31 protein-coding genes, 1 tRNA gene and 6 pseudogenes are annotated in these 23,319 nt (G+C 63.0%); 22 read left to right on the top strand and 16 right to left on the bottom strand.

The window, feature by feature from the left end; translation table 11 throughout:
* Positions 1-254: 254 nt before the first annotated feature.
* Both L0A91_RS15330 and L0A91_RS15335 read right to left on the bottom strand, forming a co-directional pair.
* Positions 255-331: transfer RNA gene (locus L0A91_RS15330), tRNA-Pro, on the bottom strand.
* Positions 332-432: 101 nt separating this feature from the next.
* Positions 433-1,326 carry a metallophosphoesterase gene (locus L0A91_RS15335; protein WP_311197869.1) on the bottom strand — a complete coding sequence of 298 codons (894 nt, stop codon included), beginning with the start codon at positions 1,324-1,326 and terminating at the stop codon, positions 433-435.
* Between the two features lie 170 nt (positions 1,327-1,496).
* Here L0A91_RS15335 and L0A91_RS15340 point away from each other — a divergent pair, with 170 nt between their 5' ends.
* Positions 1,497-1,964 (top strand): GatB/YqeY domain-containing protein, encoded by a 468-nt coding sequence (locus L0A91_RS15340; RefSeq protein WP_235245205.1) that lies wholly within the window; start codon positions 1,497-1,499, stop codon positions 1,962-1,964.
* Between the two features lie 161 nt (positions 1,965-2,125).
* Here the strand turns inward: L0A91_RS15340 and L0A91_RS15345 are convergent, their stop codons facing one another.
* Genes L0A91_RS15345 through L0A91_RS15360 form a run of 4 tightly spaced genes read right to left on the bottom strand, consistent with a single transcriptional unit; the run spans position 2,126 to position 4,446 of the window.
* Entirely contained in the window at positions 2,126-2,368 is a 243-nt protein-coding gene (locus L0A91_RS15345; protein WP_235245206.1) for a PASTA domain-containing protein, read from the bottom strand.
* Entirely contained in the window at positions 2,368-2,946 is a 579-nt protein-coding gene (locus tag L0A91_RS15350) for a penicillin-binding transpeptidase domain-containing protein (RefSeq protein ID WP_235245207.1), read from the bottom strand. The genes L0A91_RS15345 and L0A91_RS15350 overlap by 1 nt, the downstream gene beginning before the upstream one ends.
* Positions 2,904-3,425 (bottom strand): hypothetical protein, encoded by a 522-nt coding sequence (locus tag L0A91_RS15355; protein ID WP_235245208.1) that lies wholly within the window; start codon positions 3,423-3,425, stop codon positions 2,904-2,906. The genes L0A91_RS15350 and L0A91_RS15355 overlap by 43 nt, the downstream gene beginning before the upstream one ends.
* 25 nt (positions 3,426-3,450) lie before the next feature.
* Positions 3,451-4,446, bottom strand: a complete 996-nt coding sequence (locus L0A91_RS15360) for a transglycosylase domain-containing protein (RefSeq protein ID WP_235245209.1) — start codon at positions 4,444-4,446, stop codon at positions 3,451-3,453.
* Between the two features lie 68 nt (positions 4,447-4,514).
* Between L0A91_RS15360 and L0A91_RS20135 the strand changes: the two are divergent.
* The 9 genes and pseudogenes from L0A91_RS20135 to L0A91_RS19310 form a co-directional block, all read left to right on the top strand.
* Positions 4,515-4,649, top strand: a pseudogene (locus L0A91_RS20135) (FAD-dependent oxidoreductase); the annotation flags it as partial.
* A gap of 137 nt (positions 4,650-4,786) precedes the next feature.
* Positions 4,787-5,581, top strand: coding sequence for an FAD-dependent oxidoreductase (locus L0A91_RS19295; RefSeq protein WP_311197870.1), 795 nt, complete (start codon positions 4,787-4,789; stop codon positions 5,579-5,581).
* Entirely contained in the window at positions 5,494-5,721 is a 228-nt protein-coding gene (locus L0A91_RS19300; protein WP_311197871.1) for an FAD-dependent oxidoreductase, read from the top strand. Before L0A91_RS19295 ends, L0A91_RS19300 begins: the two co-directional genes overlap by 88 nt.
* A 174-nt stretch (positions 5,722-5,895) precedes the next feature.
* Complete coding sequence (locus L0A91_RS15370; RefSeq protein ID WP_235246652.1) at positions 5,896-6,021, top strand: DUF4177 domain-containing protein; 126 nt, start codon at positions 5,896-5,898, stop codon at positions 6,019-6,021.
* Positions 6,018-6,490 (top strand): annotated as a pseudogene (locus L0A91_RS15375) (RidA family protein). The gene L0A91_RS15370 and the pseudogene L0A91_RS15375 overlap by 4 nt, the downstream one beginning before the upstream one ends.
* Positions 6,491-6,507: 17 nt before the next feature.
* Positions 6,508-6,924, top strand: a complete 417-nt coding sequence (locus L0A91_RS15380; RefSeq protein WP_235245210.1) for an NUDIX domain-containing protein — start codon at positions 6,508-6,510, stop codon at positions 6,922-6,924.
* Positions 6,897-7,199, top strand: a complete 303-nt coding sequence (locus L0A91_RS15385; RefSeq protein ID WP_235245211.1) for a hypothetical protein — start codon at positions 6,897-6,899, stop codon at positions 7,197-7,199. The genes L0A91_RS15380 and L0A91_RS15385 overlap by 28 nt, the downstream gene beginning before the upstream one ends.
* Positions 7,200-7,259: 60 nt before the next feature.
* Positions 7,260-7,529 (top strand): MBL fold metallo-hydrolase, encoded by a 270-nt coding sequence (locus L0A91_RS19305; protein ID WP_311197872.1) that lies wholly within the window; start codon positions 7,260-7,262, stop codon positions 7,527-7,529.
* 5 nt (positions 7,530-7,534) lie between these two features.
* The gene (locus tag L0A91_RS19310; RefSeq protein ID WP_311198173.1) at positions 7,535-8,023 is read left to right on the top strand and encodes a hypothetical protein; all 489 of its coding nucleotides are present in this window, start codon (positions 7,535-7,537) and stop codon (positions 8,021-8,023) included.
* 10 nt (positions 8,024-8,033) lie between these two features.
* Here the strand turns inward: L0A91_RS19310 and L0A91_RS15395 are convergent, their stop codons facing one another.
* The gene (locus tag L0A91_RS15395; protein ID WP_235246653.1) at positions 8,034-8,711 is read right to left on the bottom strand and encodes a Crp/Fnr family transcriptional regulator; all 678 of its coding nucleotides are present in this window, start codon (positions 8,709-8,711) and stop codon (positions 8,034-8,036) included.
* 305 nt (positions 8,712-9,016) lie between these two features.
* Between L0A91_RS15395 and nth the strand changes: the two are divergent.
* The 3 genes and pseudogenes from nth (at position 9,017) to L0A91_RS15410 (ending at position 10,312) form a co-directional block, all read left to right on the top strand.
* Positions 9,017-9,672: pseudogene (nth, locus tag L0A91_RS15400) on the top strand (endonuclease III).
* The gene (locus L0A91_RS15405) at positions 9,669-10,127 is read left to right on the top strand and encodes a CoA pyrophosphatase (RefSeq protein WP_235245212.1); all 459 of its coding nucleotides are present in this window, start codon (positions 9,669-9,671) and stop codon (positions 10,125-10,127) included. The pseudogene nth and the gene L0A91_RS15405 overlap by 4 nt, the downstream one beginning before the upstream one ends.
* Positions 10,118-10,312 carry a hypothetical protein gene (locus L0A91_RS15410; RefSeq protein ID WP_235245213.1) on the top strand — a complete coding sequence of 65 codons (195 nt, stop codon included), beginning with the start codon at positions 10,118-10,120 and terminating at the stop codon, positions 10,310-10,312. The genes L0A91_RS15405 and L0A91_RS15410 overlap by 10 nt, the downstream gene beginning before the upstream one ends.
* Before the next feature lie 5 nt (positions 10,313-10,317).
* On the opposite strand, the gene L0A91_RS15415 is transcribed toward L0A91_RS15410, so the two are convergent.
* Together L0A91_RS15415 and acs are read right to left on the bottom strand one after the other, a co-directional pair.
* The gene (locus L0A91_RS15415) at positions 10,318-10,752 is read right to left on the bottom strand and encodes a phage holin family protein (protein WP_235245214.1); all 435 of its coding nucleotides are present in this window, start codon (positions 10,750-10,752) and stop codon (positions 10,318-10,320) included.
* Positions 10,753-11,092: 340 nt separating this feature from the next.
* Positions 11,093-13,053, bottom strand: a pseudogene (gene acs / locus L0A91_RS15420) (acetate--CoA ligase).
* A 111-nt stretch (positions 13,054-13,164) separates the two neighbouring features.
* Here acs and L0A91_RS15425 point away from each other — a divergent pair.
* The 5 genes from L0A91_RS15425 to L0A91_RS15440 all read left to right on the top strand — a co-directional run bounded on the left by L0A91_RS15425 (position 13,165) and on the right by L0A91_RS15440 (position 16,945).
* Complete coding sequence (locus L0A91_RS15425; protein WP_235245215.1) at positions 13,165-14,073, top strand: hypothetical protein; 909 nt, start codon at positions 13,165-13,167, stop codon at positions 14,071-14,073.
* 586 nt (positions 14,074-14,659) lie between these two features.
* Positions 14,660-15,112: an ATPase, T2SS/T4P/T4SS family gene (locus L0A91_RS17770; RefSeq protein ID WP_260115243.1), complete on the top strand. Its 453-nt coding sequence runs from the start codon at positions 14,660-14,662 to the stop codon at positions 15,110-15,112.
* Positions 15,109-15,627, top strand: coding sequence for an ATPase, T2SS/T4P/T4SS family (locus tag L0A91_RS17775; RefSeq protein WP_260115244.1), 519 nt, complete (start codon positions 15,109-15,111; stop codon positions 15,625-15,627). The genes L0A91_RS17770 and L0A91_RS17775 overlap by 4 nt, the downstream gene beginning before the upstream one ends.
* Positions 15,564-16,127, top strand: coding sequence for a hypothetical protein (locus L0A91_RS15435; protein ID WP_235246691.1), 564 nt, complete (start codon positions 15,564-15,566; stop codon positions 16,125-16,127). Before L0A91_RS17775 ends, L0A91_RS15435 begins: the two co-directional genes overlap by 64 nt.
* A 452-nt stretch (positions 16,128-16,579) precedes the next feature.
* Positions 16,580-16,945 (top strand): type II secretion system F family protein, encoded by a 366-nt coding sequence (locus tag L0A91_RS15440; protein WP_235245216.1) that lies wholly within the window; start codon positions 16,580-16,582, stop codon positions 16,943-16,945.
* A gap of 113 nt (positions 16,946-17,058) precedes the next feature.
* Here L0A91_RS15440 and L0A91_RS15445 read toward each other — a convergent pair whose 3' ends face one another.
* Complete coding sequence (locus L0A91_RS15445; protein WP_235245217.1) at positions 17,059-17,385, bottom strand: universal stress protein; 327 nt, start codon at positions 17,383-17,385, stop codon at positions 17,059-17,061.
* On the bottom strand, positions 17,382-17,945 hold the full coding sequence (locus L0A91_RS15450; RefSeq protein WP_235245218.1) for a universal stress protein: 564 nt from the start codon (positions 17,943-17,945) through the stop codon (positions 17,382-17,384). The genes L0A91_RS15445 and L0A91_RS15450 overlap by 4 nt, the downstream gene beginning before the upstream one ends.
* Before the next feature lie 207 nt (positions 17,946-18,152).
* Between L0A91_RS15450 and L0A91_RS15455 the strand changes: the two are divergent.
* The 4 genes and pseudogenes from L0A91_RS15455 to L0A91_RS15470 form a co-directional block, all read left to right on the top strand.
* Positions 18,153-19,366: pseudogene (locus L0A91_RS15455) on the top strand (NAD(P)/FAD-dependent oxidoreductase).
* Between the two features lie 161 nt (positions 19,367-19,527).
* The gene (locus L0A91_RS15460) at positions 19,528-19,728 is read left to right on the top strand and encodes a DUF4244 domain-containing protein (protein ID WP_235245219.1); all 201 of its coding nucleotides are present in this window, start codon (positions 19,528-19,530) and stop codon (positions 19,726-19,728) included.
* Complete coding sequence (locus L0A91_RS15465) at positions 19,728-19,910, top strand: TadE family type IV pilus minor pilin (protein ID WP_235245220.1); 183 nt, start codon at positions 19,728-19,730, stop codon at positions 19,908-19,910. The genes L0A91_RS15460 and L0A91_RS15465 overlap by 1 nt, the downstream gene beginning before the upstream one ends.
* Positions 19,911-20,073: 163 nt before the next feature.
* Positions 20,074-20,181 (top strand): annotated as a pseudogene (locus L0A91_RS15470) (hypothetical protein); the annotation flags it as partial.
* A 185-nt stretch (positions 20,182-20,366) separates the two neighbouring features.
* On the opposite strand, the gene L0A91_RS15475 reads toward L0A91_RS15470, so the two are convergent.
* The 5 genes from L0A91_RS15475 to L0A91_RS19330 form a co-directional block, all read right to left on the bottom strand.
* Positions 20,367-20,891: a hypothetical protein gene (locus L0A91_RS15475; RefSeq protein WP_235246692.1), complete on the bottom strand. Its 525-nt coding sequence runs from the start codon at positions 20,889-20,891 to the stop codon at positions 20,367-20,369.
* Between the two features lie 158 nt (positions 20,892-21,049).
* Complete coding sequence (locus L0A91_RS19315) at positions 21,050-21,304, bottom strand: Zn-binding domain-containing protein (protein WP_311198175.1); 255 nt, start codon at positions 21,302-21,304, stop codon at positions 21,050-21,052.
* Positions 21,208-21,537 (bottom strand): hypothetical protein, encoded by a 330-nt coding sequence (locus tag L0A91_RS19320; RefSeq protein ID WP_311197873.1) that lies wholly within the window; start codon positions 21,535-21,537, stop codon positions 21,208-21,210. The genes L0A91_RS19315 and L0A91_RS19320 overlap by 97 nt, the downstream gene beginning before the upstream one ends.
* Positions 21,498-22,271 carry a helicase-related protein gene (locus L0A91_RS19325; RefSeq protein WP_311198177.1) on the bottom strand — a complete coding sequence of 258 codons (774 nt, stop codon included), beginning with the start codon at positions 22,269-22,271 and terminating at the stop codon, positions 21,498-21,500. Before L0A91_RS19325 ends, L0A91_RS19320 begins: the two co-directional genes overlap by 40 nt.
* On the bottom strand, positions 22,217-23,278 hold the full coding sequence (locus L0A91_RS19330) for a DEAD/DEAH box helicase (protein WP_311197874.1): 1,062 nt from the start codon (positions 23,276-23,278) through the stop codon (positions 22,217-22,219). The genes L0A91_RS19325 and L0A91_RS19330 overlap by 55 nt, the downstream gene beginning before the upstream one ends.
* Between the last annotated feature and the right edge of the window lie 41 nt (positions 23,279-23,319).

The following is a 23,319-nucleotide window of genomic DNA, read 5'->3' on the forward strand; positions in this document are numbered from 1 at the left end:
ACACCAAACCAGTCGCACTAGAACTTCTACCCTGCGTGTCGTATCAGGGGTCACAGCGAGCATGTCCAGGGGTGAGTATCGACCTCATGGAGATCCACCCGGGTCATCCTTCCAAACGTCTTCGGACACCCGGAGGACACGCTTTGGGACGCATTCACGCGTAAAAAGCCCGAGGGGTCAACTTCACGTAAGACAGGGGTCACAAAGAAAGAACCCCGATCCATATGAGGACCAGGGTTCTAACGAAAACATTTTGGTCGGGGTGACAGGATTTGAACCTGCGACCTCGTCGTCCCGAACGACGCGCGCTACCAAACTGCGCCACACCCCGTGGCACGCGCCCTCAGCAGGCGCGCAGCGTCCGCCACGATATCCCAAGAACGCCGGTTGCACCGAATCGGCTGCCCTGTCTTGGTTGTCGAGACTTTGGCCTTACCAAAGCGCGAAGTCAGCGGGCGCTCTGCTCGGTTTGCCCGTTGAGGGCACGCTCGTTGCCCAATTGGGCCGCTCGCGGGGCATGAGGGTCAGCAGTGCGGCCTCCGGACGGCAGGCCAAACGCATGGGGGATAGGCGACCGGCGCCCAGGCCAGCCGAGACATGTAGGTAGGCAGCATCTTCTGGCGCAAACTCGCTGGGTGTGCGGCCTGCACCGGGCCACCATCGAGACAGGCCCTTGGCGCGAGTCCGGTCCAGGTCGCAGTTAGTCACGAGCGCCCCATAGAACGGCAAGCACACCTGTCCGCCATGCGTGTGCCCAGCGATCAACAGATCAGCCCCATCGCGGCTCATGGCGTCCAAAACGCGCGTGTATGGCGCGTGGGTCACCCCGATAGTCAGCGCCGCAAACGGATCGGCTGGGCCAGCCACCTCGGCATAACGGTCATAGCCCAGGTGCGGGTCATCGACCCCGACGAACTCAAAGTCGAGGCCGCGCAGGCGGGTGCGGCCTCGCGCGTTTGTCAGGTCAGACCAGCCAGCGCCCACGAAACCGTCAATCAAGTCTTGGGTCGGCAACCGCAGGTCTGTCATCTGCTCGCCACGGCTATGCGAATCGTTAAAATAGCGCAGTGGGTTTTTCAACGTGGGCGGGAAGTAGTCGTTGGAGCCCAACACAAACATCCCCGGCCGATCCAGCAACGGGCCATAGGCCTCCAGCGCTAGCGGCACCGCCTCCATGTGCGACAGATTGTCCCCGGTGCTGATCACCAGGTCTGGCTCCAACGCGTCCAGGCCACGCAGCCACTGCGCTCGGTACTCCTGACCAGGTGCAAGGTGCAGGTCGCTGACATGCAAAACACGAATCTCTGGCGATCCGGGTGGGAGCACTGCGGCAGCAAATCTGCGCAAAGCAAAGCTCTTGGCTCGACCAGAGTGCTGTAGGCGAACGCGCCCACGCCCACTCCGGCGGCCACAGCAGCGAGGCGGGGTAGTGACGACATACCCCGATCATGCCAAAACCAAGCCAGGTGTGAGCAAAGCGGTGAGATACTGGGGGTATGACCGACTCGACTTCTTCACTTAAGGGCACTCTGCAGAGCGACCTCCACGACTCCATGCGCGCCAAGGACAAGGTGCGCTCCGGGACGCTGCGGATGGCATTGACCGCCGTCACTAACGCCGAGGTTGCTGGCAAAGAGCACGTTAATCTCACCGATGACGATGTGCTCAAGGTGATCGCCAAGGAAGCCAAGAAGCGCAAAGAGTCAGCGGCGGCCTATCACGACGCCAACCGACCGGAGTTGGCCTCGGTCGAAGAGGCTGAGTTGGAGATCCTCGAGGCCTACCTGCCGGCCCAACTCGATGACGCTGCGCTGGAGGAGATGGCCAAGGCTGCCGTTGCTGAGACGGGCGCGACCGGGATGGCCCAGATGGGTGCCGTGATGAAGGTTGTGCAGCCTCAGGTGGCAGGCAGAGCTGACGGCGGCCGAGTCGCCGCCGCGGTCCGCAAGGCGCTGCAGGCTTAAACGCGACATCACATCGCTCCACGGGGCATAAGAAGAGCGGGGCTGACCATCAACTGGTCAGCCCCGCTCTTGCGGTTGTGAAGATCGCTAGCCGTCCTCGCCGTCGTCGCCTTCGTCAGGCGCAGCGGGCGCCGTGGCCGGATCACCCGCAATGAAGATGGTCAGCGGCTCACCTGCCCTAGCGCTCGACCCAGAACCGGGGAGGTATAGAGCACGGTGCCATCTGGCTGCGGTGAAGCCACCGTCGTCGCGCCACCCGAAAGGCCAACCTCGGCCAAGGCGGCCTGAGCGTTGGACAACGACATGCCCGAAACGTTGGGCACGATCACCGTGGCTCCGGACTGCACTTCATTCGATGGTTGCTCGAACTGCTCGATGGGCTCGCCCTCGAGGGCCGACGTCATCAGCACCTTCCACATTGGAGCGGCCAACTTAGAGCCATACAACGTGCCTTCGACGAAACGGTCGCCAATGGTGATGTTCGACATCGTGCCGGAGTATTTGCTGGTTCCAGGCGAGCCAATCCACACCGCGGTGGACACCTGCGGGGTGTAGCAGCGAACCAGGTTTGAAGCGACAAGTCGTCGGTGCCGGTCTTACCGGCGACAGGCTGGCCGCTATCCAGCGCTGCGCGCCAACCCGAGCCAGAGATGTCGGTCACGCCCTGCATGAGCTCGGCAACGCCGGCCGCGACATCGGCATCGATGACGCGCTCACACTCGGGCAGGTCCAGCGGGATCTCTTCGCCCTGCGCGTCAACGATCTTGGTGACCGGCATAGCCGGGCACTTCACGCCACCCGAAGCGATGGTCGCGTAGGCGTTGGCGACTGTCAGCGGGCTGGCGTCATCCGAGCCCAGGATCAAGTTAGGTGCCGGGCTGAAGTCGTTCTCTTCCAGGCCATAGACGTCACCGTCAGCACCTAGGAGCCCCAGAGTCGTCATGGTGTCTTGGATGTCGCAAGTGCCGACGTTTGAAGCCAACTGCGCGAAGGCGCTGTTGACCGAGAGGCGGTCGCCTTGCGCAGCGTGATCCGCGTGTCAAAGTTTGCATTCTCAGCGTTGCCTGGCGTCCAGCCCTCGACGCCAACGGTGCACGCAGACTGGAAGTCAGAAGGAAACCATTGCGTCTTGTTGCGGCCATCGTCGCCGGTGATCGGGGCACGGACAGAGAGCGTGGAGTTGACCGGCACCCCTTGCTCGAGGGCAGTCACAAGCGAGAAGGCCTTGGCAATGGATCCGATCGCAAACCCGTCGCTACCGCCGTACTTCTTGTCGACGCTCCAGTTGACGGTCGTTGCTTCAACGCCATCGTCAGACGGGGTCAGGCTGTAGTCAGAGGACTGACCAAAGGCCAACACGTGCCCAGTGCCCGGCTCAACCATGGCCGCGGCGGACCCTAGCAAGTAGGGGTTGCCGATGGGGGTGAAGTCCTGAGTGGTCTGGTTGATCAAGGTCGCCATGTCACGGTCCAGGTGGTCGTGATGGTCAGGCCGCCGGTGTTGAGTTTCTTTGGCGCTCTTCAACCGTGGCGCCCAAGGCATCCTGCTCTAGCAACCACTTCGTGACGTAGTCACAGAAGTAGGGGTAGGGCGAGTTCAAACAAGACTGCTGCGAGTCGCGCAACTTCAAGTTCAAGTCCGAGGCGACTGCTTCGTCGTAGGCCTCTTCGGAGATCATTCCCTGCTCATACATCTTTTGCAGGACGACGTTGCGACGAGCCAGCGATGCCTCGGGGTTGTTGGCGGGGTCGGTGATGCCAGGCGCACGAACAATGCCAGCGAGCGTCGCCGATTGCGGCAGGTTCAAGTCAGCGGCCTTCACACCGAAGTAGTGTCGGGCAGCGGCTTCCACTCCGTAAGTACGGTCGCCGTAGTAGGCCAGGTTTAGGTAGCCCTCAAGCACCTCGTCCTTGGTCAGTCGCTCTTCCAGGGTGACCGAGTACTTCAACTCGCGAAGCTTGCGAACGTAGCCTTCGATGCCGCTGCGCGCCTGCAGAGCAGCCAAAGCCTCCGCATCCCCGGTGGCTCGGGCCTCTTCTTGCAGTGACAACTTCACATACTGCTGGGTCAGTGTTGAGCCACCCTGGGTGTCATCGCTAGTCGCGTTGCTCACCAAGGCGCGGGCCAAAGCCTGCAGGTCAAGGCCGCCGTGCTCGTAGAATCGCTCGTCCTCGATAGCCACCTGGGCATCGCGCATGACGGGTGCGATGTTTTCGAGCGAGACCACGATGCGGTTTTCGTCGGCCGGTGTCGCAATCAGCGAACCGCTTGCCGTCTCGATCCGAGACTGCTGCGCCAGTGGGTTGGACTCAAGGTCGCCGGGCAACTCCTCAAAGAGCTTGACCCCTTGAGTTGCGGCGGTGCCAGCAGTCCCCACCACCGGCAGCAATAGCCCGGCGCCCAGCACCCCCATCAGCACGGCAATAGCCAGGAAGGCGCCCAGGAGCGACGTCGCCTTGGCCCACGCGGTAGCAGTCTTCATGACTCCCAGGCTGGGGAAAACCTGAGAATGGCGTGAAGCGCTGATAGCGTCGCGCCATGTCAGTGCCAATGCAGCCTGCAGAGCCAATTCGCCACGTCGTGATCGTGGGCGCCGGGATGGTCGGCTTGTCGACCGCGTGGTTCCTGCAAGAACAGGGCGTGGACGTCACAGTCCTGGACCGATCTGGCGTCGCCGCGGGCTCATCGTGGGGCAACGCGGGGTGGATTACCCCAGCCATGGCCATACCTCTAGCGGAGCCTGCTGTGCTCAAACACGGGTGGAAGGCGTTGAGGGACCCCGCGGCGCCCCTGCACATACCGGCTGCGGTTGATCCGGAATTGTGGGCGTTCCTGACGAAGTTTGCGACCACCTGCACCCCGCCCAGTGGCGTCGCACGATGTCGGCTCTCACGCCGCTCAACCACGATGCGCTCGCAGCCTTCGAGCTATTGGATGCCAACCTGCCAGCAGCGGTCCGCAGTCGGCCGGTGCCGATCCACGCTGCTTTCACGGATGCTGCCGCGCGCCACGCCCTTCTGGAAGAGTTCGATCAAGTCCGAGAAGCCGGCTATCCAGTTGAGTTCACCCCGATGAGTGCGGACGACTTCAGAGCAATTGCCCCTGCGGTGTCCAACCAGATCGAAGCGGTGATCCGCATCGATGGCCAACGAACCATCAACCCCGGCCGGTATGTCGCAGCGCTCGCCGCGCAGGTCCGTGACCGTGGTGGGGAAGTCCGATCGGGAGCCGAGGTCCGCAGGTTGCGGCATGGGCCCGGAGGTGTCGCGGTCGATATCGCTGGCAACGCACCGATCACGGCTGATGCAGTGGTGCTGGCCACCGGCGCCTGGTTGCCTGAGTTGGCTAAGGCATACGGGGTGCGGACCCGACTGAGGGCTGGCCGTGGCTACTCGTTTAGCGTGGAGCAGCACGAGGACGACGCAATCAAGACGATTGGGTCTCCGGTCTATTTCCCGCAGCAGCGAGTGGTCTGCTCACCGCTGCGGGACTCAGGCGGGGAGCCTCTCGGGTGCGAATCGGCGGCACGATGGAGTTCCGCAAGCCCGATGCAGCTTTTGCGCCGGCACGGATTGACGCGATCGTGCGGGCCGCAGAGCCTTTGCTGCCGGGTCTAGACCTGCTCAGCCGCACGGATGAGTGGGTGGGCTCGCGGCCAGTCACCGTTGATGGCTTGCCCCTCGTCGGTCCCACCGATGCTCCTCGCGTTTGGGCACACGGCGGTCACGGCATGTGGGGCATGTGCCAGGGCCAGTGACCTCCCAAATGTTGGTGCAGCAAATGATCACCGGCACGGTGGCGCCCGCGTTGAAGCCGTTGGCGCCGACCCGATAACCGCCCAACGTTCGGCCAAAACCTGGACGTGACGAACACTGCGGATAGAGTCGGTTTCGTGACTACCACTAAATGGGAATACGCGACTGTCCCGCTGATGATCCACGCGACCAAGCAGATCCTCGATAACTGGGGTATCGATGGCTGGGAGCTTGTCCAGGTTGTGCCTGCCCCCGGTGGCGGCGACAACCTGGTGGCCTATTTGAAGCGACCGCTGGCATGAGCGCCGTCGAAGACCGCCTGTCGCAGATGGGCCTCTCGGTCCCTGACTTGGCAGCGCCTGTCGCTTCATACGTGCCCGCCCTGCAGCAGGGAAACCTGGTCTTTACTTCCGGCCAGTTGCCGTTTGTTGACGGCAAACTGCCCGCCACCGGCAAGGTCGGCGAGGAGATGGCCTGGTTGACCCAGCCGAGGCCGCCCGTCTCGCGGGTCTGTGTGCGCTCAACGCCATTGCCGCCGTGAAGTCGGTCATCGGCGACCTGGATCGCGTCGAACGAGTCGTCAAGGTCGTCGGGTTTGTGGCCAGCGATCCAGCCTTCACGGGTCAGCCCGGCGTCATCAACGGTGCATCCAACCTGTTGGGTGAAGCCTTTGGCGAGGCTGGCGTGCATGCCCGCTCCGCTGTCGGCGTGGCCGTCCTGCCGCTCGATACTCCCGTAGAAGTTGAGATCACGGTCGCTGTCCGCGACTGACTGCACGAGCACAACCAATGACACAGGTGGGCCAGCCGTATCGGGACTTCCCGATGCCGCTGGCCCACGTCGCTCGGGCCCAGCGGTGGTTGGCCGACCCCGACGGCGAAGTGGCCAAGCCGCGGTTGTCCGCCAGTGTGCTGCTGTTGCGCGACACCACCGATGGGCTGCAGGTTTTCGCCGGCACCAGAGCCAGCAGTATGGCGTTCGCTGGGGGCGTCCTCGCCTTTCCCGGCGGTGGGGCTGAGCCAGCCGATATTGACACGCGGGCGACGGCAGCACGAGAGTTGGCCGAAGAGACGGGTGTGGTGCTTCGAGACGGGGCCAGCGCCTTGCGGCCGGTTGCTCGATGGATCACCCCGCATACCAACCGATTCGGTTTGATACCTATTTTTATGCTGCCCTCGTGCCCCCAGAGCAAGAGGCCGGGCTGACGTCGACCGAGTTTGTGGACGGCGGGTGGCATCACCCACACGCGCTGTTGCAGGCCGCTGGCGAGCGACGCATCGTCTTGATGCCACCGACTCGAGTGCTCCTCGAGCGGTTGACGCGCCACCACGGCTCCGGCAGTTTCCGAGGGCGGGACTACCGGATGGAGCCCGTGCAATCCTGGCCCCACCACCGTGATGGCCAATGGTGGATGCGCACTTGCGTCGACGCCGATGGCGAACCTACCCAGCATGTGAGGGATGACGATGGACTCCGCTAGCGATGCGTCTGTTCGGCCGTGGACGAGCGGTGCTCTGAATGATCGGGTGTGGTGTCAGTTATGTCCCAACCCTCCGCGATGACCTTAGATGGCACTAACACCTGGATCTTGCAGGATCCAGGCTCGAATGAAGCCATCGTGATCGACCCCGGCCCGTTGCAGGAGGGCCATCTGCAAGATGTTCTGAGCGTGATTGCCGAACGGGACGCACGAGTTGGACTGATCGTGCTCACCCACGGCCACTGGGATCATGCTCAATCTGTGGGCCGTTTTGCTGGAGTTGACCGGAGCTCCGGTGAAAGCCGCAGGCCGTCCGCATCGCAACCTTGATCACGGTGAAGTCATCCGGGCTGCCGGGCTTGAGTTGGTGGTTGTGCCGACACCCGGCCACCGGAGACTCGATGAGCCTGCTCTTGCCGCAGGACCATCTGCTGCTTACGGGCGACACGGTGCTTGGCCGGGGCACCACGGTGGTCTCCTACCCCGATGGGCAACTGGGGGCATACCTAGAGAGCTTGGATCGGATCCAGGCGCTCGCAGCTAACGGTGAAGTCACCAGCATTGCTCCTGGGCACGGCCCTACCGTGCCGGATGCTGCCGGGACGGTGGAGTTTTATCTGCACCATCGCAGGGAGCGCCTGGACCAGGTGCGGGCCGCGTTGGCGGGAGAGGCCGATGGCACGCTGACCCGCAGACCTGGTGAAGACAAGACTGACTTTGTGATGCGCCTGATCTATTCGGACGTGCCCCTGAAGGTCTGGCCAGCGGCACGTCTCAGCGTGATGGCGCAGTTGGACTACCTCACAGCACAGGGCAACGACTGAGCGTCGGCAACTAGCGGGCTCGGCGGCGCAGGCGGTCGATGTCGAGGATAGTGACGGCCTTTGCCCCCAGGACCAGCCATCCACGGCTGGCGAAGTCTGCCAGCGCCTTGTTGACGGTTTCTCGCGAAGCCCCAACCAGCTGGGCCAACTCCTCTTGAGTGAGGTCGTGGTTGACCTTGACGCCCTCGGAGCTGGGCTCGCCAAATCGGGTGCCTAAATCCAGTAGGGCCTTGGCGACGCGGCCGGGAACATCGGTGAAGACCAAGTCCGATAGACCTTCGTTGGTGCGGCGCAATCGGCGAGCCAAACCAGCCAGCATCTTCATCGCCACAGCAGGGTGCTCAGCGAGGAACTTCTGCAAGTCTTCGTTGCCGAGCGCGATGACGTCGGTTTCGGAGACCACGGTAGCGCTAGTCAGGCGAGGGCCGGGATCGAAGAGGCTTAGCTCGCCAAACATTTCGCCAGCCCCCAAGACAGCGATCAGACTCTCGCGACCATCCCCGCTAGCCCGGCCCAGTTTTACCTTGCCGGCGATGATCACATACAGAGAGTCACCTCGGTCCCCCTCGCTGAAAAGCACGTCGCCCCGGTGCATCGACTGCGGAGTCATTGACGCCACCAGCGCACTGGCAGTTTCATCGTCCAAGGCAGCGAAGAGGGGCGCTTTCATCACGATCTGTTGGTCCACGTCGCTCATCCTGCCACCAAAACGCGCCTCTGGGCAGGGCATTTAGCTTATTCACAGGGTCGGTTTTTCTGACGGGTGCCAATTGGGCGGCTTTGTGTCGGCTGAGACGCAGGTCACAGTAGGTGCAATCAAGGAATGGATGCAGCTCGCCAGTGAGCCATCGAACAAAGTGGTGCCAGCAGTGGGGGCGTGTCGTGGGTGAGCCGTAGGGTGAAGGCGTGACTCAAACTCCTGCGCGCAGACCGCGGCGGCCCCTCGATATAACTTCGGAGAGCGAGCTGTCGACCACTCGACGGGCACGCAAAATGTATCGGGTTCTCAGCGAGCGCTACCCAGACGCTGACTGTGAGTTGGATTTTCGAAACCCATTCCAGTTGCTGGTCGCTACGGTTCTGTCAGCCCAGACCACCGATGTGCGGGTCAATTCCGTCACGCCTACCCTGTTTGCGCGCTATCCCGACCCGTTTCGCTCGCCGCGGCCGTGCGCGAGGATGTCGAGTCGATCGTCGGACCGTTGGGGTTCTTCAGGGCAAAGACCGAGGCGATCATCAAGCTGAGCGATCAGTTGGTGCAAAAGTTCAATGGTGAGGTCCCCAGTCGTCTCGTTGACTTGGTGAGCCTGCCAGGCGTGGGCCGCAAGACGGCTAACGTCGTGCTCGGCAATGCTTTCGGTGTCCCGGGCATCACTGTCGACACTCACTTTGGCCGGATGGTCCGACGATTCGGCTGGACCACGCTTGAAGATCCGATCAAGGTCGAAGCCGTCGTTGGCGAGTTGATTCCGCGCAAAGAGTGGACGGCGCTTTCGCATGTGCTGATCTTTCACGGGCGACGCATCTGTCATGCCAAGAAGCCCGCCTGTGGCGCCTGTCCGGTGGCTGCCTGGTGCCCCTCGTATGGCGTCGGCGAGACCGAGCCAGAAGCCGCCGCAACGTTGGTCAAGACGGGTCCGCCACGATGAGCGCGGCGGAAAATGGGGTTCCGGGCTGGCTAACCGAGGTGATGACCAAGGTCTCCAGCGCTCCGGCATCGTGGTTTAGCTCGTATGTCCCGCCACCTGGGGGAGGACGGCGTCAGTCAGCCGTGCTGATCCTCTTTGGCTCTGGGCCTGATGGCAGCACCGATGTGGTGCTGACGCAACGAGCCTCCACGATGCGCAACCACCCGGGGCAGGTGTCGTTCCCAGGCGGTGGCGCAGAGTCCGGAGACGTGAACGCGAGGCAAACAGCGCTGCGCGAAGCCAATGAAGAGATTGGGCTAGACCCAGAATCCGTGCAGATCCTGGGGAGCTGCCAGCCCTGCACATCCCGATCAGCGGGTATGACGTCACGCCGATTGTCGGATGGTGGGACCGGCCACACGTGGTCACGGCGCGACAGCCCGAAGAGGTTGAGCGGGTGGCGCGAGTGCGCGTAGACCAACTGCTTGAGCCGACGATGCGGTTCTCAGTGGGGCATCCCAGTGGCTACGTTGGCGCGGCTTTTGATGCCGACGGCATGCTGGTCTGGGGTTTCACCGCAGGCCTCTTGGACCGGCTATTTGAGCTCGCCGAGATCGCTGAAGGGTGGAACCGCAGGGACGTCAGGCCGTTGCCGGAGTAGGAGCCCTACTGCTTGGCGGCGGGCTTCACCGCGGCGATGGTGCGCTGGGCATTGTCGATTGTCTTGACCGGCTTGCCCTGCACCTTGTCGATCTGCTTCTTGCCGACCAGGCCAAGGATGGCGCAGATGAGCAACAGCACGCCGGCGACGATCAGCAGACCAGCCCACACAGGCAGGCCAGCGGCCACGATGCCCCAGGCTGCGGCCAAGAGCAAGAGGCCGAAGGCATACAGCGCCAGCACACCGGCGCCGATGAACATCCCGGCACCCTTGCCACCGTGCATGACGTCGTTCTTGATCTCGGTCTTAGCGAGTTCAATCTCGCTACGCACCAGACCGGAGACGTCAGCGGTGGCGTCAGCAACCATCTGACCAAGGGTTCGCTCGGGGGCGACGCCCTGGTTGTCAACGGTCGAGGGTTTGGATGAAGGGAGAGCCATGCGCGCAATTCTAACGCCTCACCTGCACCGTGCGCATTCGAACCCAGACTGGGGAGTGTGTGGCGTGGCTCGGAGGGGGCGAGTGAGGGTGGGGGTAACGACTCAGGGCCACGCATCGAGATGCGTGGCCCTGAGAAAGTTTTGGGAGGCTACCCGACACCCCCTGTTTGTGCCGGGTAACCTCCCTTCGACACTTCACCGGTCCCGTGACAGCCAGTGGGTAGATGCTTTGCAGCATCACTCCGCGTCGATATAACTATCTTGCCTGCCCAAGTGTGGTGCTTCGACCCATATTGAGTAAGTTTTTGGCAAAATCTTGGCCGTCGAAGTCAACAGAAGGTTAGTTTTCCTTCATTTCTGCCGAAATCGCATCCATCACGGTTGAGTCAGCGAGTGTTGTCACATCCCCAACATCGCGTTTTTCAGCAACGTCGCGCAGGAGTCGACGCATGATTTTGCCGGAGCGTGTCTTGGGCAACTCGGCAACCACCATGATCTGACGAGGCTTGGCGATCGGCCCGATCCGATCAGCAACGTGATTGCGTAAGGCGGTAACCAACTCTTCGCCCTGTTGATCACCCGCGGCCACTGCCTCGCCGCGCAAGATGACGAACGCGCATACGGCCTGGCCGGTCATGGGATCGTTTGCTCCCACGACGGCAGCCTCGGCCACAGAGGAGTGCGAGACCAGAGCGGACTCGATTTCTGAGGTGGAGAGGCGGTGCCCTGAGACGTTCATGACGTCATCGACCCGGCCGAGCACCCAGATGTTGCCATCGGAGTCTTTCTTGGCGCCGTCGCCGGCGAAGTAGAACTCCTCGAACCGTGACCAGTAGGTGTCGACGTAGCGCTCAGGGTCGCCCCAAATGCCGCGCAGCATGGCGGGCCAGGGTTCCTTGACGACGAGATATCCACCCGAGCCGTCCGGGACAGAGGCTCCAGATTCGTCAACGACGTCTACTTCGATGCCGGGGATGGCCAACTGTGCTGATCCAGGCCGGGTGGAGGTCACGCCGGGCATGGGGCTGATCATGACGGCGCCCGTTTCGGTCTGCCACCAGGTGTCAACAATCGGTGCTTTGCCGTGACCAACGACTTCGGAGTACCAAACCCAGGCTTCGGGGTTGATCGGCTCGCCAACCGAGCCGAGCACTCGCAGTGACGACAGGTCATACCCATCGGGGATGTCCCGGCCCCACTTCATACACGCACGAATGGCTGTCGGAGCGGTGTAGAAGATGGTTACGCCGAGGTCCTGCACGATCTCCCACCAACGTCCCTTGTGGGGCGAGTCGGGAGTGCCCTCATAGATGACCTGCGTGGCGCCGAGTGCCATCGGTCCATAACTCACGTAAGAGTGGCCGGTCACCCAACCAACGTCAGCCGTGCACCAGTAGACGTCCTTCTCCGGATGGATGTCGTGGACGTATTTGCTGGTGAAGGCTGTTTGCGTGAGATATCCGCCGGTGGTGTGCAGGATGCCCTTGGGCTTACCTGTGGTGCCCGAGGTGTACAGGATGAACAACGGGTGCTCGGAGTCAAAATACTCGGGGGTATGCGTGGGCTCGACAGCTTCGAGCGCCTCGTGCCACCAGAGGTCTCGGCCCTCGACCATGTCGACATCGGACTCGGTGCGACGCACGACCAACACGTTGGTGACCGTGGTGTCGCCGGAGATGGCCTTATCGACGGCAGGCTTCAGCGTGGCTGCCTTGCCCTTGCGGAAGCCGCCGTCGGCAGTGATCACGACCTTGGCTTCACCATCTGCAATCCGAGTGCGCAGGGCGTCAGCAGAAAAGCCGCCGAAGACGACGGAGTGCGGTGCGCCCAGGCGAGCGCAGGCCAGCATTGCCACGACGGACTCAGGGATCATCGGCAGATAGATGGCGACCCGATCGCCGGTCTCAACGCCCAGCGCGATCAACGCGTTTGCGGCACGCTGCACCTTTTCGTGAAGTTCGGCATACGTGGTGTCCTGGCGGTCCCCGGGCTCACCCACAAAGTGGAAGGCCACGCGGTCGCCGTTTCCAGCTTCGACGTGCCGGTCGACAGCATTCACGCACGCGTTGAGCTTGCCGCCCACGAACCACTTGGCGAAGGGCTTTTCGCTCCAGTCAAGCGTCTGAGTGAAGTCCGTGTCCCAACTGATGAGCTCGCGACCCTGGTCAGCCCAAAGCCTTCCCGGTCAGCAGCTGCAGCGTCATACAACGCCTGCGTCCCGTTTGCTTGGGCGACAAACTCCTCACTCGGTGGGAAGTTGCGGTCCTCGTGCAGCAAATTGGATAACGACTCTTCAGCCACAGTGCCTCCTCAGACATCAACGCATGGACTCTTCACTCAACCTCTTTGTGGTCGATTCGGCAAGATGACGGGCCGTTCTCGGCCAGGACCACGTAGCCTCAAGGCGTGTCGATGCCTGCAATGCCACCCAAATCACGGCCCGCCGCCCCGCAACCCGAGGGGCCAGCGGTCCAGGCCATTCGCGGACTGGCAAAACTGCCGGGAGTTAGTGAGTCGGTGGAGGAAGGGCGCCAGGCTTGCACCGAGTTGAGGTGGCACCAAGCCTTGCGTCGCCGCATACCTCAGGCTGCGGCTGAGTCTCGAGTGCGTGGCGCCACCGTGACCGCTCTTCTGGAAGGGGCCGAAGTTGCAGGCTCTCGCGGCAGTGTGGAGGTGATCCGCGATGTGATGCGGGGTGCGACCGCATGGCCAGATAGCCCTGATCCCGTGTGGGCTACGGTGCGTGCCGCTGTCCAGGTCACCGCAGCGACCGAAGAAGTCACGAATGCAGACCTTCGGGCGGGGCGCCAGGTGATTTCCCGTCTTCATGTCGCAGCAGCCTCGGGGTTGTTGCCAGCGGATCAGGTCGGACGGCCCAGAGTTGAGGGCGAGACGTGTGGTGAGTGGTCTGATCTGGGCCCCCCGCCGAGCGCTGATGAGGCACGATTGAGACTTAACGCCGTGGCAGACCTGTTGCCACTGGTTCCTTCAGGCTCACTGCCGACCTTGGTGATTGCCGCCATCGCGCACGCCGAGATCATCGCGGCGCGACCCTTTGTCCAGGGCAACGCACTGGTGGCTAGGGCGCTGGAGCGGCTCATCGTCCGAGCCGGCGGTTTGGATCCCACGGGGGTGGCGGTCCCCGAAGCGGGCCATGCCGTCAAAATCGGTGCCGACTATCGCGGTGCTCTGCTGTCGTACTGCCAGGGCGGCTCGCAGGGGGTGGCGCTGTGGATCCAGCACTGCGGCCAGGGGATGACTTTGGCCGCGATTGAAGGGCAGAAAATCGCCGACTCGGTGCTGGCTGGCCGCACGCAATAGATGAAGAATTTGGGCCACCTCTTGCTATTGCCTACCGCCCGGGTGTAGACCAGTACATAGAGGTTCTTGCAGGTCAAGCACCTCCGGCGGTGACGATCCGTGGACCCACGCGAGGCCAGTCCACGATTGGACCGACCGTGCCGGGCTTGCCCCGACGCGATGACTTGAGAGCACGCACTGTTCCCTCGGGTCGCCACCGCCGCACCCCCAACTTTCCGTGAACGGCGCGCTAGCACCGTGTGAGCACGTCGCACGTGGCATCGGGGCCCAGGCAGTTTCTAAACACGCCACATCGTCGGTTGCGCTGGGACGCAAGGGCGCCGGGGATGGATGAGGGGAAATTCAGAATTCGCCCAGTTCGGAGCGGTTGCGACACGATCAACAACGGGGGATACTAAAACGAGCGCTCCCTTCGGGTTGAGCGCTGGCGTGCAGCCCTCCCCCAGGGCTGTACGTCGACGGCCTCCGCACCCCCCAGCGGGGGCCGTCCCCCACTTTTTTTCCACATGGTCGGTCCCTGACCTCCTCATTCCACACATTTCACCTGCGCTGCCCACTGATGTTGGGTGGGTGCCAGGTTCTTCCTATGGCATCTACCGCGACCGCTCCTATCACGATCGCAGCAGCCACGACATGGCACGCTGACCTCGGCCCCATCGCCCCGCTCTTAGCCGATGTGGCCGTCACTGACATCTTGGTCAATGGGGTCGGCGCGGTCTGGCTGGACCGTGGACAGGGACTAGAGAAGGCCTTTGACCGATTCGGCGATGAGGCGATGCTGCGCAGACTTGCGGTCCGGCTAGCAAGCGCTGCAGGCAAACGATTAGACGACGCGGCGCCTTACGTCGATGGGCTCCTGCCCGGTGGCATCCGCCTCCACGCCCTTCTGCCTCCTCTGGTGGAGGGCGGAGCGCACGTCAGTCTGCGTGTTCCGCGACGTGTGGTCCCGGCCTTAGCTGATTTGCGCCGGTGGGGAATGGTCGATGACTACCTCGCCCTGGTGCTCCAACGCTTGGTCGAGGTCGCGCAGCGTTCGTGATTGGTGGGGGCACGGGCAGCGGAAAGACGACCTTGCTGGGTGCCTTGCTGAGTTTGGCCAGCCCCGGCGAGCGGCTTGTCATTGTCGAAGACACCCGTGAGTTGCGAGTGGACCATCCGCATGTGGTGTATCTGGCGGGGCGGTCCGCCAACGTCGAGGGTCGCGGTGGCATCAGCCTCACGACGTTGGTGCAGCAGTCGTTGAGGATGCGTCCTGACCGACTCGTCTTAGGCGAGGTCAGAGGTGCTGAAGTGCGCGAGTTGTTGACCGCGATGAACACTGGTCACGAAGGTGGCTGTGGGACGCTGCACGCTAACTCCACCGGCGATATCGTGTCCCGATTTCAGGCACTTGGGGCGTTGGCGGACATGTCCCCAGCGGCAGTCGACGCCCAACTGGCCTCGGCCCTTGATGTGGCGGTGCATGTTGGCAGGGGGCCGGCGGCCAGCGGATGGTCTCTGAAGTGGCTGTCTTCACCAACGACCGCGACGGCGTACGCACCCAGGCAGCTTTGAGTCGTGGCGCGGCGGGCTGGGTTGCTGGCCCGGGCCTCAACCAATTCCTTGCGCGGGTCCCAGGGGCGAGCCCTCCGCCGGCTAGAGGCGTGACCCGGAGTTGCGTCGTGAGTCCCTGGATCGGCGGCATTCTGCTGGCATCGGCTGTGTTGTTGTGGCCTGGCGTGCCTCGGGCAACTAGCCGACGCAGTCTGCGTCAGCGTCTCGCAGGATGGGTGGAGCGGCGGGCTCGTCGAGCCACAGGCATGGGTGTCGTGCCGTTCTTAGACGCGCTGGCTGCCGCCATGGCCGCGGGATTGAGTCACGCGGATGCTATCGCCATGGCAGTGGCATCGTCCCCGCGATTGAGTGGGGACCCCGCCTGGCAGTCCGTGATTGACGACGCGCGCACTGGCAAGCCACTGGCCTCGTCCTGGGCCAGGCTGGCACGGCGCACTCGACCCAGATGTTGCAGCGCTTTCACGAGCCTGGCGCGTCAGCGAAAGGCTGGGCTGCCCTAGCGGAGGCCGTGCGGTCGTGCGCTCTAGCCAGCCGATCTCGTAGCGAGCTTCGAGGCAAAGTGGCAGCGGCCACGGCCGGGACGACAGCAACCAGCAACTTGCTGTCGATGCTGCCGGTGGGTGGGGTGTTGATGGCTTGGAGCATGGGGTTTGCTCGATGGCACTTTATGGCACGCCGGTGGGCATGTCTGCGCTGGCTATCGGCGTGACGTTGATCTTGGTCGGACGCGTCATTGTTGCCCGGCTCATCTGCGCTGTGACGGGGCGGCTCACGTGAGCACATTGATCGCAGCTGAGACGTTGCTGACGGGCACCGCGTTGAGTGGCGGTGTCTTGCTGGCCGCGGCAGTGCTGTTTGGCCCCGGCGCATCTCTCGTTGGCGAGCTCGCCGCCGCCGACGGGTGTCACGCGGTGGAAGGCGCAGCGCTGGAGCTATCGGTGGGCAGGCCACGATGCCGGAAGCGTTGGAGTTGCTCGCGCTTGCGATGTCGGGCGGTGCGGATGTGCGTGGAGCAATCCGCGCAGTCAGTCAGGCGCTGGACGGTGACCTGTCTGAAGAGTTGGCCGGGGTAGCGATGCGGATCGCATTGGGTGACGATGACGCGCAAGCTTGGGGTAGCGCCCCGCAGCGGTGGCAGCCCGCAGCCAACGCGCTGCAACTTGCCAGTCGTGCCGGGGTGGCACCGTCTGCATTGCTGTTGCATGCAGCCAAAGACGCCCGACGAGATGCCTTGATCGGGCTGGAAGTGGCCACGGCCAAACTAGCTATCCGGCTGGTCCTACCGCTGGGCTTGGCCTTTTGCCAGCGTTCGTCTTGACCGCAGTGGTGCCCGTGGTGATCGCGCTTGCTCAGGACGTTGGGGTCTCGCCATAACGACCCTCGGGCGGTCCAGCGAAACGCTGGACCGCCCGAGCCACCTGCAAGATCGAGTTAGTCGACGACCATGATGGGCAACTTGGCCGAGTTAAGGACACCCAGCGTGGTGGAGCCCACTGTGGAGCCCACGAGGCTTCCGTAGCCGCGCTTTCCAACAACGAGCAGTCCGCCACCAGCAGCAGCCTTGACTAGGCTGTCCACGGGTTTGCCCTTAACGACGGTGCCCGTGACCTTGAGGTTGGGGTGTTCTTGGGAGACACGGGCGACAATCTCTGCGTTGATCTTTTCTGCGGAAGCCTGGTAGTCCTTGGACGCCTCGGCAACAGAGGTGTAACCAGCGGGGCCGTTGGTCCATGGCTCAGCGGGTGCCCAGGTGCTCACGAGCGAGATGGGGAGCCCCACTCGTGCGCTGCGTCGATAGCGGTCTCGATGGCTCGCTCGGAGCCGGGGGTGCCATTGGCACCAACCACGATCGGGCGGTCTGGGCCGGGCAATTCATTGGAGCCGTCCTGCACGATCACAACGGGACACCGGGCATACCCAGCAATGGCGTATGCGGTGGAGCCGAGCAGGAAGCTGCCAGCCTTGCCGCGACCGTTGGTGCCGAGCACCATCATCGAGGAGTTGGTGGAGACCTCGCCGAGGGCGACCTTGGCCGTGAACAGGGATCCGGCCGTCTTCACCTCAACGTCGGGGAAGGACGCGGTGACGCGCTCTGCGCCACCCGTAGCGACGTCCTTGGCGTCTGCCAGGGCGCGGCTCTTGTCCCAAACGCCGCTGCCTTCATCCTGGGTGTACTGGATGCGCTCAGCAGCGTGCAGGACGAGCAGGGGGAGATCGCGCTTCTTGGCCGCACGGGCAGCCCACTTGAGTGCAGCCTCCGACGGTGAAGAAGCGTCATATCCGACAACTACTTGTCGAGAATGAGTTTGCGAAGACATTGATGAACCTTTCGGGGACTGTCGCGGGAAATGACTCGACTCTACAACGCTTCGTCAAGGGGCACCCAGGACATTTAGTGTTTTTATCTTTGCGGGGTGATCGGCCGAGTTGTGTGGGAGCCAGAAACAGATCTGGGTGATGGGAGTTTGATACTGATGTCGGGCTGAGGGGCCATGATTTGCCGTGAGCCACCTACAGTTTGCTGCATGCACTACGACCTCATCGTGATCGGCGGCGGCGCCGCGGGTGTTTTCGCGGCAATCACCTGCGCTGAGCGTTCGACGAAGTCGGTCTTGGTCTTGGAGCGCACGGTGCAACTGCTGCAGAAAGTCAAGATTTCTGGCGGTGGCCGGTGCAATGTCACCCACGACTGCATGGACCCTCGAGAGTTGAGCGCCCACTATCCGCGCGGCGAGAAAGCCTTGATTGGGCCCTTTAACCGCTTCAGCGCCGCGGACACGATTGACTGGTTCACTGGCCGGGAGTGGAGTTGAAGACGGAGGCCGATGGTCGGATGTTCCCCGTCACCAATAACTCACAAACCATCATTGACGCATTGCTCAATGCTGCCGAGGCGGCTGGAGTCACGGTGCACACATCGCAAAGTGTCACGTCGTTAGCCAAGGACGGCGAGATCTTTGAGTTGTCCACTAACAACGGAAAGAGCTATTCGGCTGATCAGGTCTTGCTCGCGACAGGTGGCACCCGGTTGGCTGTTGGGGCTGACCTCGCGGCTAGCTTTGGGCATGAACTTCAACCAGCCACGCCATCGCTATTTACCTTTAAGATCAACGATCCGCGGATCGTTGGCTTGCCGGGCCTGTCGGTGAATCCTGCCGAGGTCCGCATCCAGCAGAGCAAACTCAAGAGCCGCGGGCCGCTGTTGATCACGCATTGGGGCTTAAGTGGCCCCGGCATTCTCAAAATCTCTGCGTGGGGTGCCCGTGAACTAGCGCAGCGTGATTATCAGTTCGACATCACCGTCAACTGGCTCCCGGACAGCGATCCAGCGGCGACGATTGCGGCTAAAAGAATGAGCGATGGCAAGAAACAGTTGTCGGCCCGCAGCCCGTTCGAGACGATCACCAAGCGGCACTGGCTACGTTTTCTTGAGACCACCGGGATTGGTGAAACGACGACATGGTCTGAGTTGGGCAAAGCGGCAGCCAACAAGTTGGTGAACGAGTTGACGAATGCGACGTTTCGGGTGAGCGGCAAGGCCACCAACAAGGACGAGTTCGTGACCTGTGGCGGAGTCTCGCTTAAGGAGATCAACTTCAAGACGATGGAGAGCAAACTCGTCCCGGGCCTTTATTTCGCGGGTGAAGTGATGGATGTTGACGGCATCACCGGCGGGTTTAATTTCCAAAATGCCTGGACCAGCGGTTTTCATGCTGGATCGGATATCGCTGCCCGCTAGCGCGTCGTATGCACAGCCCCACGAGAGCTGCTTCTAAGCCCACAGATGGGTTAAGGGATCTACGGGCTACTCCGATTCTCGATGAATGTTGAGGCAACGCAGCGGATCCACCGTGCGTAGCTCGTTCGCATCAGCGGACGACATCGAGAAGGAGAGCAACGATGAAAATTCGACACCGCATTCGCCGAGCGCACACTGCCCTGGCTAGTCGTAAGGAAGCAGGGATGACGACGGCCGAGTATGCCGTGGGCACGCTGGCTGCATGCGCCTTTGCCGCGGTCCTGTTGGCCATCGTGAAGTCGGGCGGAATCAAGACGATGGTCACTGGGGTCATCGAGGCCGCGCTGTCAGTGGCTTCGTGATGGTTCGCGAGCGTCGCGTGCGCGATGCCGGGATGGCGACCGCTGAGTTAGCGATGGCGATTCCTGCGCTCGTCGTGGTGCTCGCAATGTGTCTGAGTGGTCTCAGCCTGGCCATCGATCAGGTGCGCTGCGCTGATGCGGCGCGGGTAGCAGCCGTGCCGCATCACGCGGTGAACCAATAGAAGTTGTGCAGACTCTGGGCGCCCAAGGCGCTCCGACTGGGTCAACTGTCGTGGTCTCGGTCGGTCAGGACCAAGTGGTCGTGACGGTGCAGGCAGCAGAGCGATGGTCGTGGTTGCCAGCCGCTCGATCGGTCGCAACGGCACCGACGGAGCCGGGTTTGTGATGCGCAGCGGTGGCCGTGAGCGCGGCTCGGGGACGGTGCTCGCGCTCGCGGCAATTGGCGTTTTATGCGCTGTGCTGTTGGCCGGGCTGGCCATCGGGTCCGCGTTGTTGGCAAGTGCACAGGCGAGGACCGCTGCTGACCTGGCTGCTGTGGCGGGAGCCCAACAGTTGGTGTTCGCTGCCGGCGATGGGGCTGTGTGCCAGGGCCCAGGGCATCGTGCATGCCAACGACGCGGTGATGACGTCGTGCGCCGTCGTCGAAACGGACGACGGGCCCGCCGTGACGGTGCAGGTCATGGTGTCGGCTGGGGTGCTGGGCCAAGCGACGGCAACTGCCAGGGCTGGTTTACGCAGCGGCCAATCCGGCTGAGGTCTGGCGCGCTCCTGGCCTGTCGCTGCGCCTCAGTAGTTGGGCGGCGGAGGCGGGGAGTGTTGCCGTCCTGCTTCGGGAACTGATGCGTTTCGGGTTGGGCAGGTGCCTGCTTAGGCGAAATGTCATCGCCCCGCTTGGCGGCTGCCTTGAGCTCCTGCTTCGTCGGCTGCTTCGCGTTGGGGTCTTGCGCCTTAACTTCCTTGCGCAGACGCTTGACCTCGGCTCGCTTGGCGCCGGCACGCTTCAGGCCAACCCCAAGCATGCCGCTGCCGATGCTCAAGACCAGCACGGTCACCGCGCCCAGGAAAAACAACTGCAGGGGGCTGAGGTCGGTCTGGACGATGCCCCAGTCAACAGTGAGGACCTCAAGGTCGCGAGTGGCAAAAATGACGTAGGCGATCACGATGATGGCCAAGATAATGAGGATGAGTCCGATGGCGAACATCACGGGCCTTTCCAGGCGAATAAGGAGGGCGAGTGCGTATTCAGGGCTCCGCCTGGCAACGAACTATTTCGGTGGAACTTTACCGGAGATTCTCAGGGCTAGCCGCGCCATCAAGCAGGTGGGAAAGGACCGCGGACGCAAGATGTTTGTCCAGTGGCTCATTGCCGTTGCCGCACTGGGGAGACTGCACACGAAGGGCAGCCCGAGGCGCAAGGACAGTCCTCGATCGCATCGCGGGTCGCGGTGATCCAGGTCGCCATCACCTCGAATCCTCGTTTGGTGATGCCTGCGCCCCCGGCGTACCCGTCATAGACCATCACCGTGGGCAGGCCCGTGTCTGGATGTAGGGCTGTGGAGACACCGCCGATGTCCCACCGATCACTGGTCGACAGCAGGGGTAGCAGCCGATCGATGCATGCTCAGCGGCATGCAGAGCCCCAGGTATGTCGGCCTCACCTACGCCTGCCAGTGCAAGTTCGTCCTCGGCCAAGGTCCACCAGACTGCTTGAGTTTTGAGCGTTGTTGGTGGCAAATCGAGCGGGTGTTCACCGACGACCTCACCGCTGGGCAGGCGTCGAAGGAAGGACGTGACCTGGTTGGTGACCTCTACCCGGCCCCAGTTGATCTTGGCTGGGCCCCACTGCATTGCGGCGTCGGAGCCCAAATGGTGAAGGTGCTGTTGCTGAGGGCTTGAGTGCTCCAGCCGGGGTCGCCCGGGGTAGCCATCGCACTGCTGCCTGCAAGATCAAGGTCGGTGATGACATACGACTGGCCTTGATGGAGATAAACCGCGCCGGTGTGCACGGTGGTGTGGGCTCGGGCGCCATCGACGGTGCCCAAGATCCGGCCCGTGCGAGTTTCGACGATTTGCACGGGCTCACCAGCGCTGCGTAGTTGCAGGTGATCTGCGGCGCGATCGGGGCGCGCCCAAAACCACCCGCCAGGGCGTTTGCGCAACACTCCGCCGCGCACCAATGCGTCAGCCAGTTCTGGGACTCGCTCACCAAACCACTGGGTGTCTTCAGCGGTGAGCGGCAACTCGGCTGCCGCCGCGGCTAGGTGGGGAGTCAGGATGAACGGGTTTTCGGGGTCAAAGACGCTGGCTTCGACTGGCCGCTCAAAGACCCGCTTGGGGTGGTGCAGCATGTATTGATCCAGTGGGTCATCGCCCGCGACCAAGATCGCCAATGAGGCAGTGCCTGATCGACCGGCCCGCCCGGCTTGCTGCCAAAATGAGGCCAAAGTGCCGGGCCAGCCAGCGATAAGGACCGCATCAAGCCCGGCAATGTCGATGCCCAACTCCAGCGCGGTGGTCGCGGAGAGGCCTAACAGGTCGCGGTTCCGCAGGGCGGCTTCGAGGTCACGGCGTTCCTCGGGCAGGTAGCCACCGCGATAGCCAGCGACCTTGCGGGCGCGGTCGGGATCGACAGATTCGAGGGTGTGCCGGGCCATCTCTGCCACGATCTCGACGCCGACTCGGGATCGAGCAAAGCCACGGTTTGCACATCGCGGCTCACCAAGTCAGAGAGGAGGCCAGCGCTCTCGGCAACGGCGCTTCGGCGCACGCCGTCATCAACTAACGGTGGCTCCCACAAGGCGTAGGTTGCCGATCCGCGAGGTGAGCCATCGTTGGTCACGGAAGTGACCGGTTGACCCAGCAGGCGCGTCGCGTGGTCGGCCGGATCGGCGACTGTTGCTGAGGCCATCACCACGGTGGGGTAGGCGCCATAGCGGGCAGCGACTCGCATCAACCGGCGCAGCACAGCGCTGACGTGGGTGCCAAACACCCCGCGGTAGATGTGGCATTCGTCGACCACCACAAACCGAAGTTTGCGCAAGAAAGGCGCCCAGCGTTCATGGCTCGGCAGCAACGAATAGTGCAGCAGGTCGGGGTTGGTCAGCACATAGTGTGCGTGTTCGCGGATCCACCGGCGCTCGTCCGTGGGTGTGTCGCCGTCATAGGTGGCGACGCGAATGCCGGGGATCCCGAGCGCTAGCAGGTTGGCTTCTTGGTCACCGGCGAGGGCTTTCGTCGGTGAGAGGTAAAGAGCGGTGGCGCCACGCCCGGTGGGGGAGTCGAGGCCGTCGTGCAGGGCTGAGAGCACCGGCGTTTGATACCCGAGTGACTTACCTGACGCCGTGCCGGTCGCCACGACAACGTGTTGCCCGGCCCAAGCCAGATCGGCCACGGCACGTTGGTGGCTCCACAGCTGGGTGATGCCCGTCCCAGCCCACGCCGCATACAACGGTGCAGGCACCCACTCGGGCCACTGCGCCAACTGAGCCTCACGGGCAGGGACGACGTGGGTATGCACGAGTCGCTCGCCGCGGTCACCGCGAGCTAGGTGTTCAAGCACCTGCTGCGGGTCAAACTTTGCCTCTGTCATTTGTGCTCAAGGGTATGCGGCAGCACTGACACTCCTGTGCC

Source organism: Ornithinimicrobium sp. INDO-MA30-4, from assembly GCF_021535045.1.
Taxonomy (GTDB): Bacteria; Actinomycetota; Actinomycetes; order Actinomycetales; family Dermatophilaceae; genus Ornithinicoccus.

Bases quoted from the DNA above. Each gene is read 5' to 3' on its own strand.
- L0A91_RS15345 (WP_235245206.1), bottom strand. From the start codon at position 2,368: ATGACGTCGGCCCTCGAGGGCGAGCCCATCGAGCAGTTCGAGCAACCA.
- L0A91_RS19300 (WP_311197871.1), top strand. From the start codon at position 5,494: ATGGAGTTCCGCAAGCCCGATGCAGCTTTTGCGCCGGCACGGATTGAC.
- L0A91_RS15405 (WP_235245212.1), top strand. From the start codon at position 9,669: ATGAGCGCGGCGGAAAATGGGGTTCCGGGCTGGCTAACCGAGGTGATG.
- L0A91_RS15465 (WP_235245220.1), top strand. From the start codon at position 19,728: ATGGTTCGCGAGCGTCGCGTGCGCGATGCCGGGATGGCGACCGCTGAG.
- L0A91_RS15450 (WP_235245218.1), bottom strand. From the start codon at position 17,945: ATGTCTTCGCAAACTCATTCTCGACAAGTAGTTGTCGGATATGACGCT.
- L0A91_RS15355 (WP_235245208.1), bottom strand. From the start codon at position 3,425: ATGGCGACCTTGATCAACCAGACCACTCAGGACTTCACCCCCATCGGC.
- L0A91_RS15460 (WP_235245219.1), top strand. From the start codon at position 19,528: ATGAAAATTCGACACCGCATTCGCCGAGCGCACACTGCCCTGGCTAGT.
- L0A91_RS19305 (WP_311197872.1), top strand. From the start codon at position 7,260: ATGTCCCAACCCTCCGCGATGACCTTAGATGGCACTAACACCTGGATC.
- L0A91_RS15415 (WP_235245214.1), bottom strand. From the start codon at position 10,752: ATGGCTCTCCCTTCATCCAAACCCTCGACCGTTGACAACCAGGGCGTC.
- L0A91_RS15370 (WP_235246652.1), top strand. From the start codon at position 5,896: ATGATCCACGCGACCAAGCAGATCCTCGATAACTGGGGTATCGATGGC.
- L0A91_RS17770 (WP_260115243.1), top strand. From the start codon at position 14,660: ATGGCATCTACCGCGACCGCTCCTATCACGATCGCAGCAGCCACGACA.
- L0A91_RS15380 (WP_235245210.1), top strand. From the start codon at position 6,508: ATGACACAGGTGGGCCAGCCGTATCGGGACTTCCCGATGCCGCTGGCC.
- L0A91_RS19330 (WP_311197874.1), bottom strand. From the start codon at position 23,278: ATGACAGAGGCAAAGTTTGACCCGCAGCAGGTGCTTGAACACCTAGCT.
- L0A91_RS19320 (WP_311197873.1), bottom strand. From the start codon at position 21,537: ATGCAGTGGGGCCCAGCCAAGATCAACTGGGGCCGGGTAGAGGTCACC.
- L0A91_RS15475 (WP_235246692.1), bottom strand. From the start codon at position 20,891: ATGTTCGCCATCGGACTCATCCTCATTATCTTGGCCATCATCGTGATC.
- L0A91_RS15360 (WP_235245209.1), bottom strand. From the start codon at position 4,446: ATGAAGACTGCTACCGCGTGGGCCAAGGCGACGTCGCTCCTGGGCGCC.
- L0A91_RS15340 (WP_235245205.1), top strand. From the start codon at position 1,497: ATGACCGACTCGACTTCTTCACTTAAGGGCACTCTGCAGAGCGACCTC.
- L0A91_RS15440 (WP_235245216.1), top strand. From the start codon at position 16,580: ATGCCGGAAGCGTTGGAGTTGCTCGCGCTTGCGATGTCGGGCGGTGCG.
- L0A91_RS15425 (WP_235245215.1), top strand. From the start codon at position 13,165: ATGCCTGCAATGCCACCCAAATCACGGCCCGCCGCCCCGCAACCCGAG.
- L0A91_RS15435 (WP_235246691.1), top strand. From the start codon at position 15,564: ATGGTCTCTGAAGTGGCTGTCTTCACCAACGACCGCGACGGCGTACGC.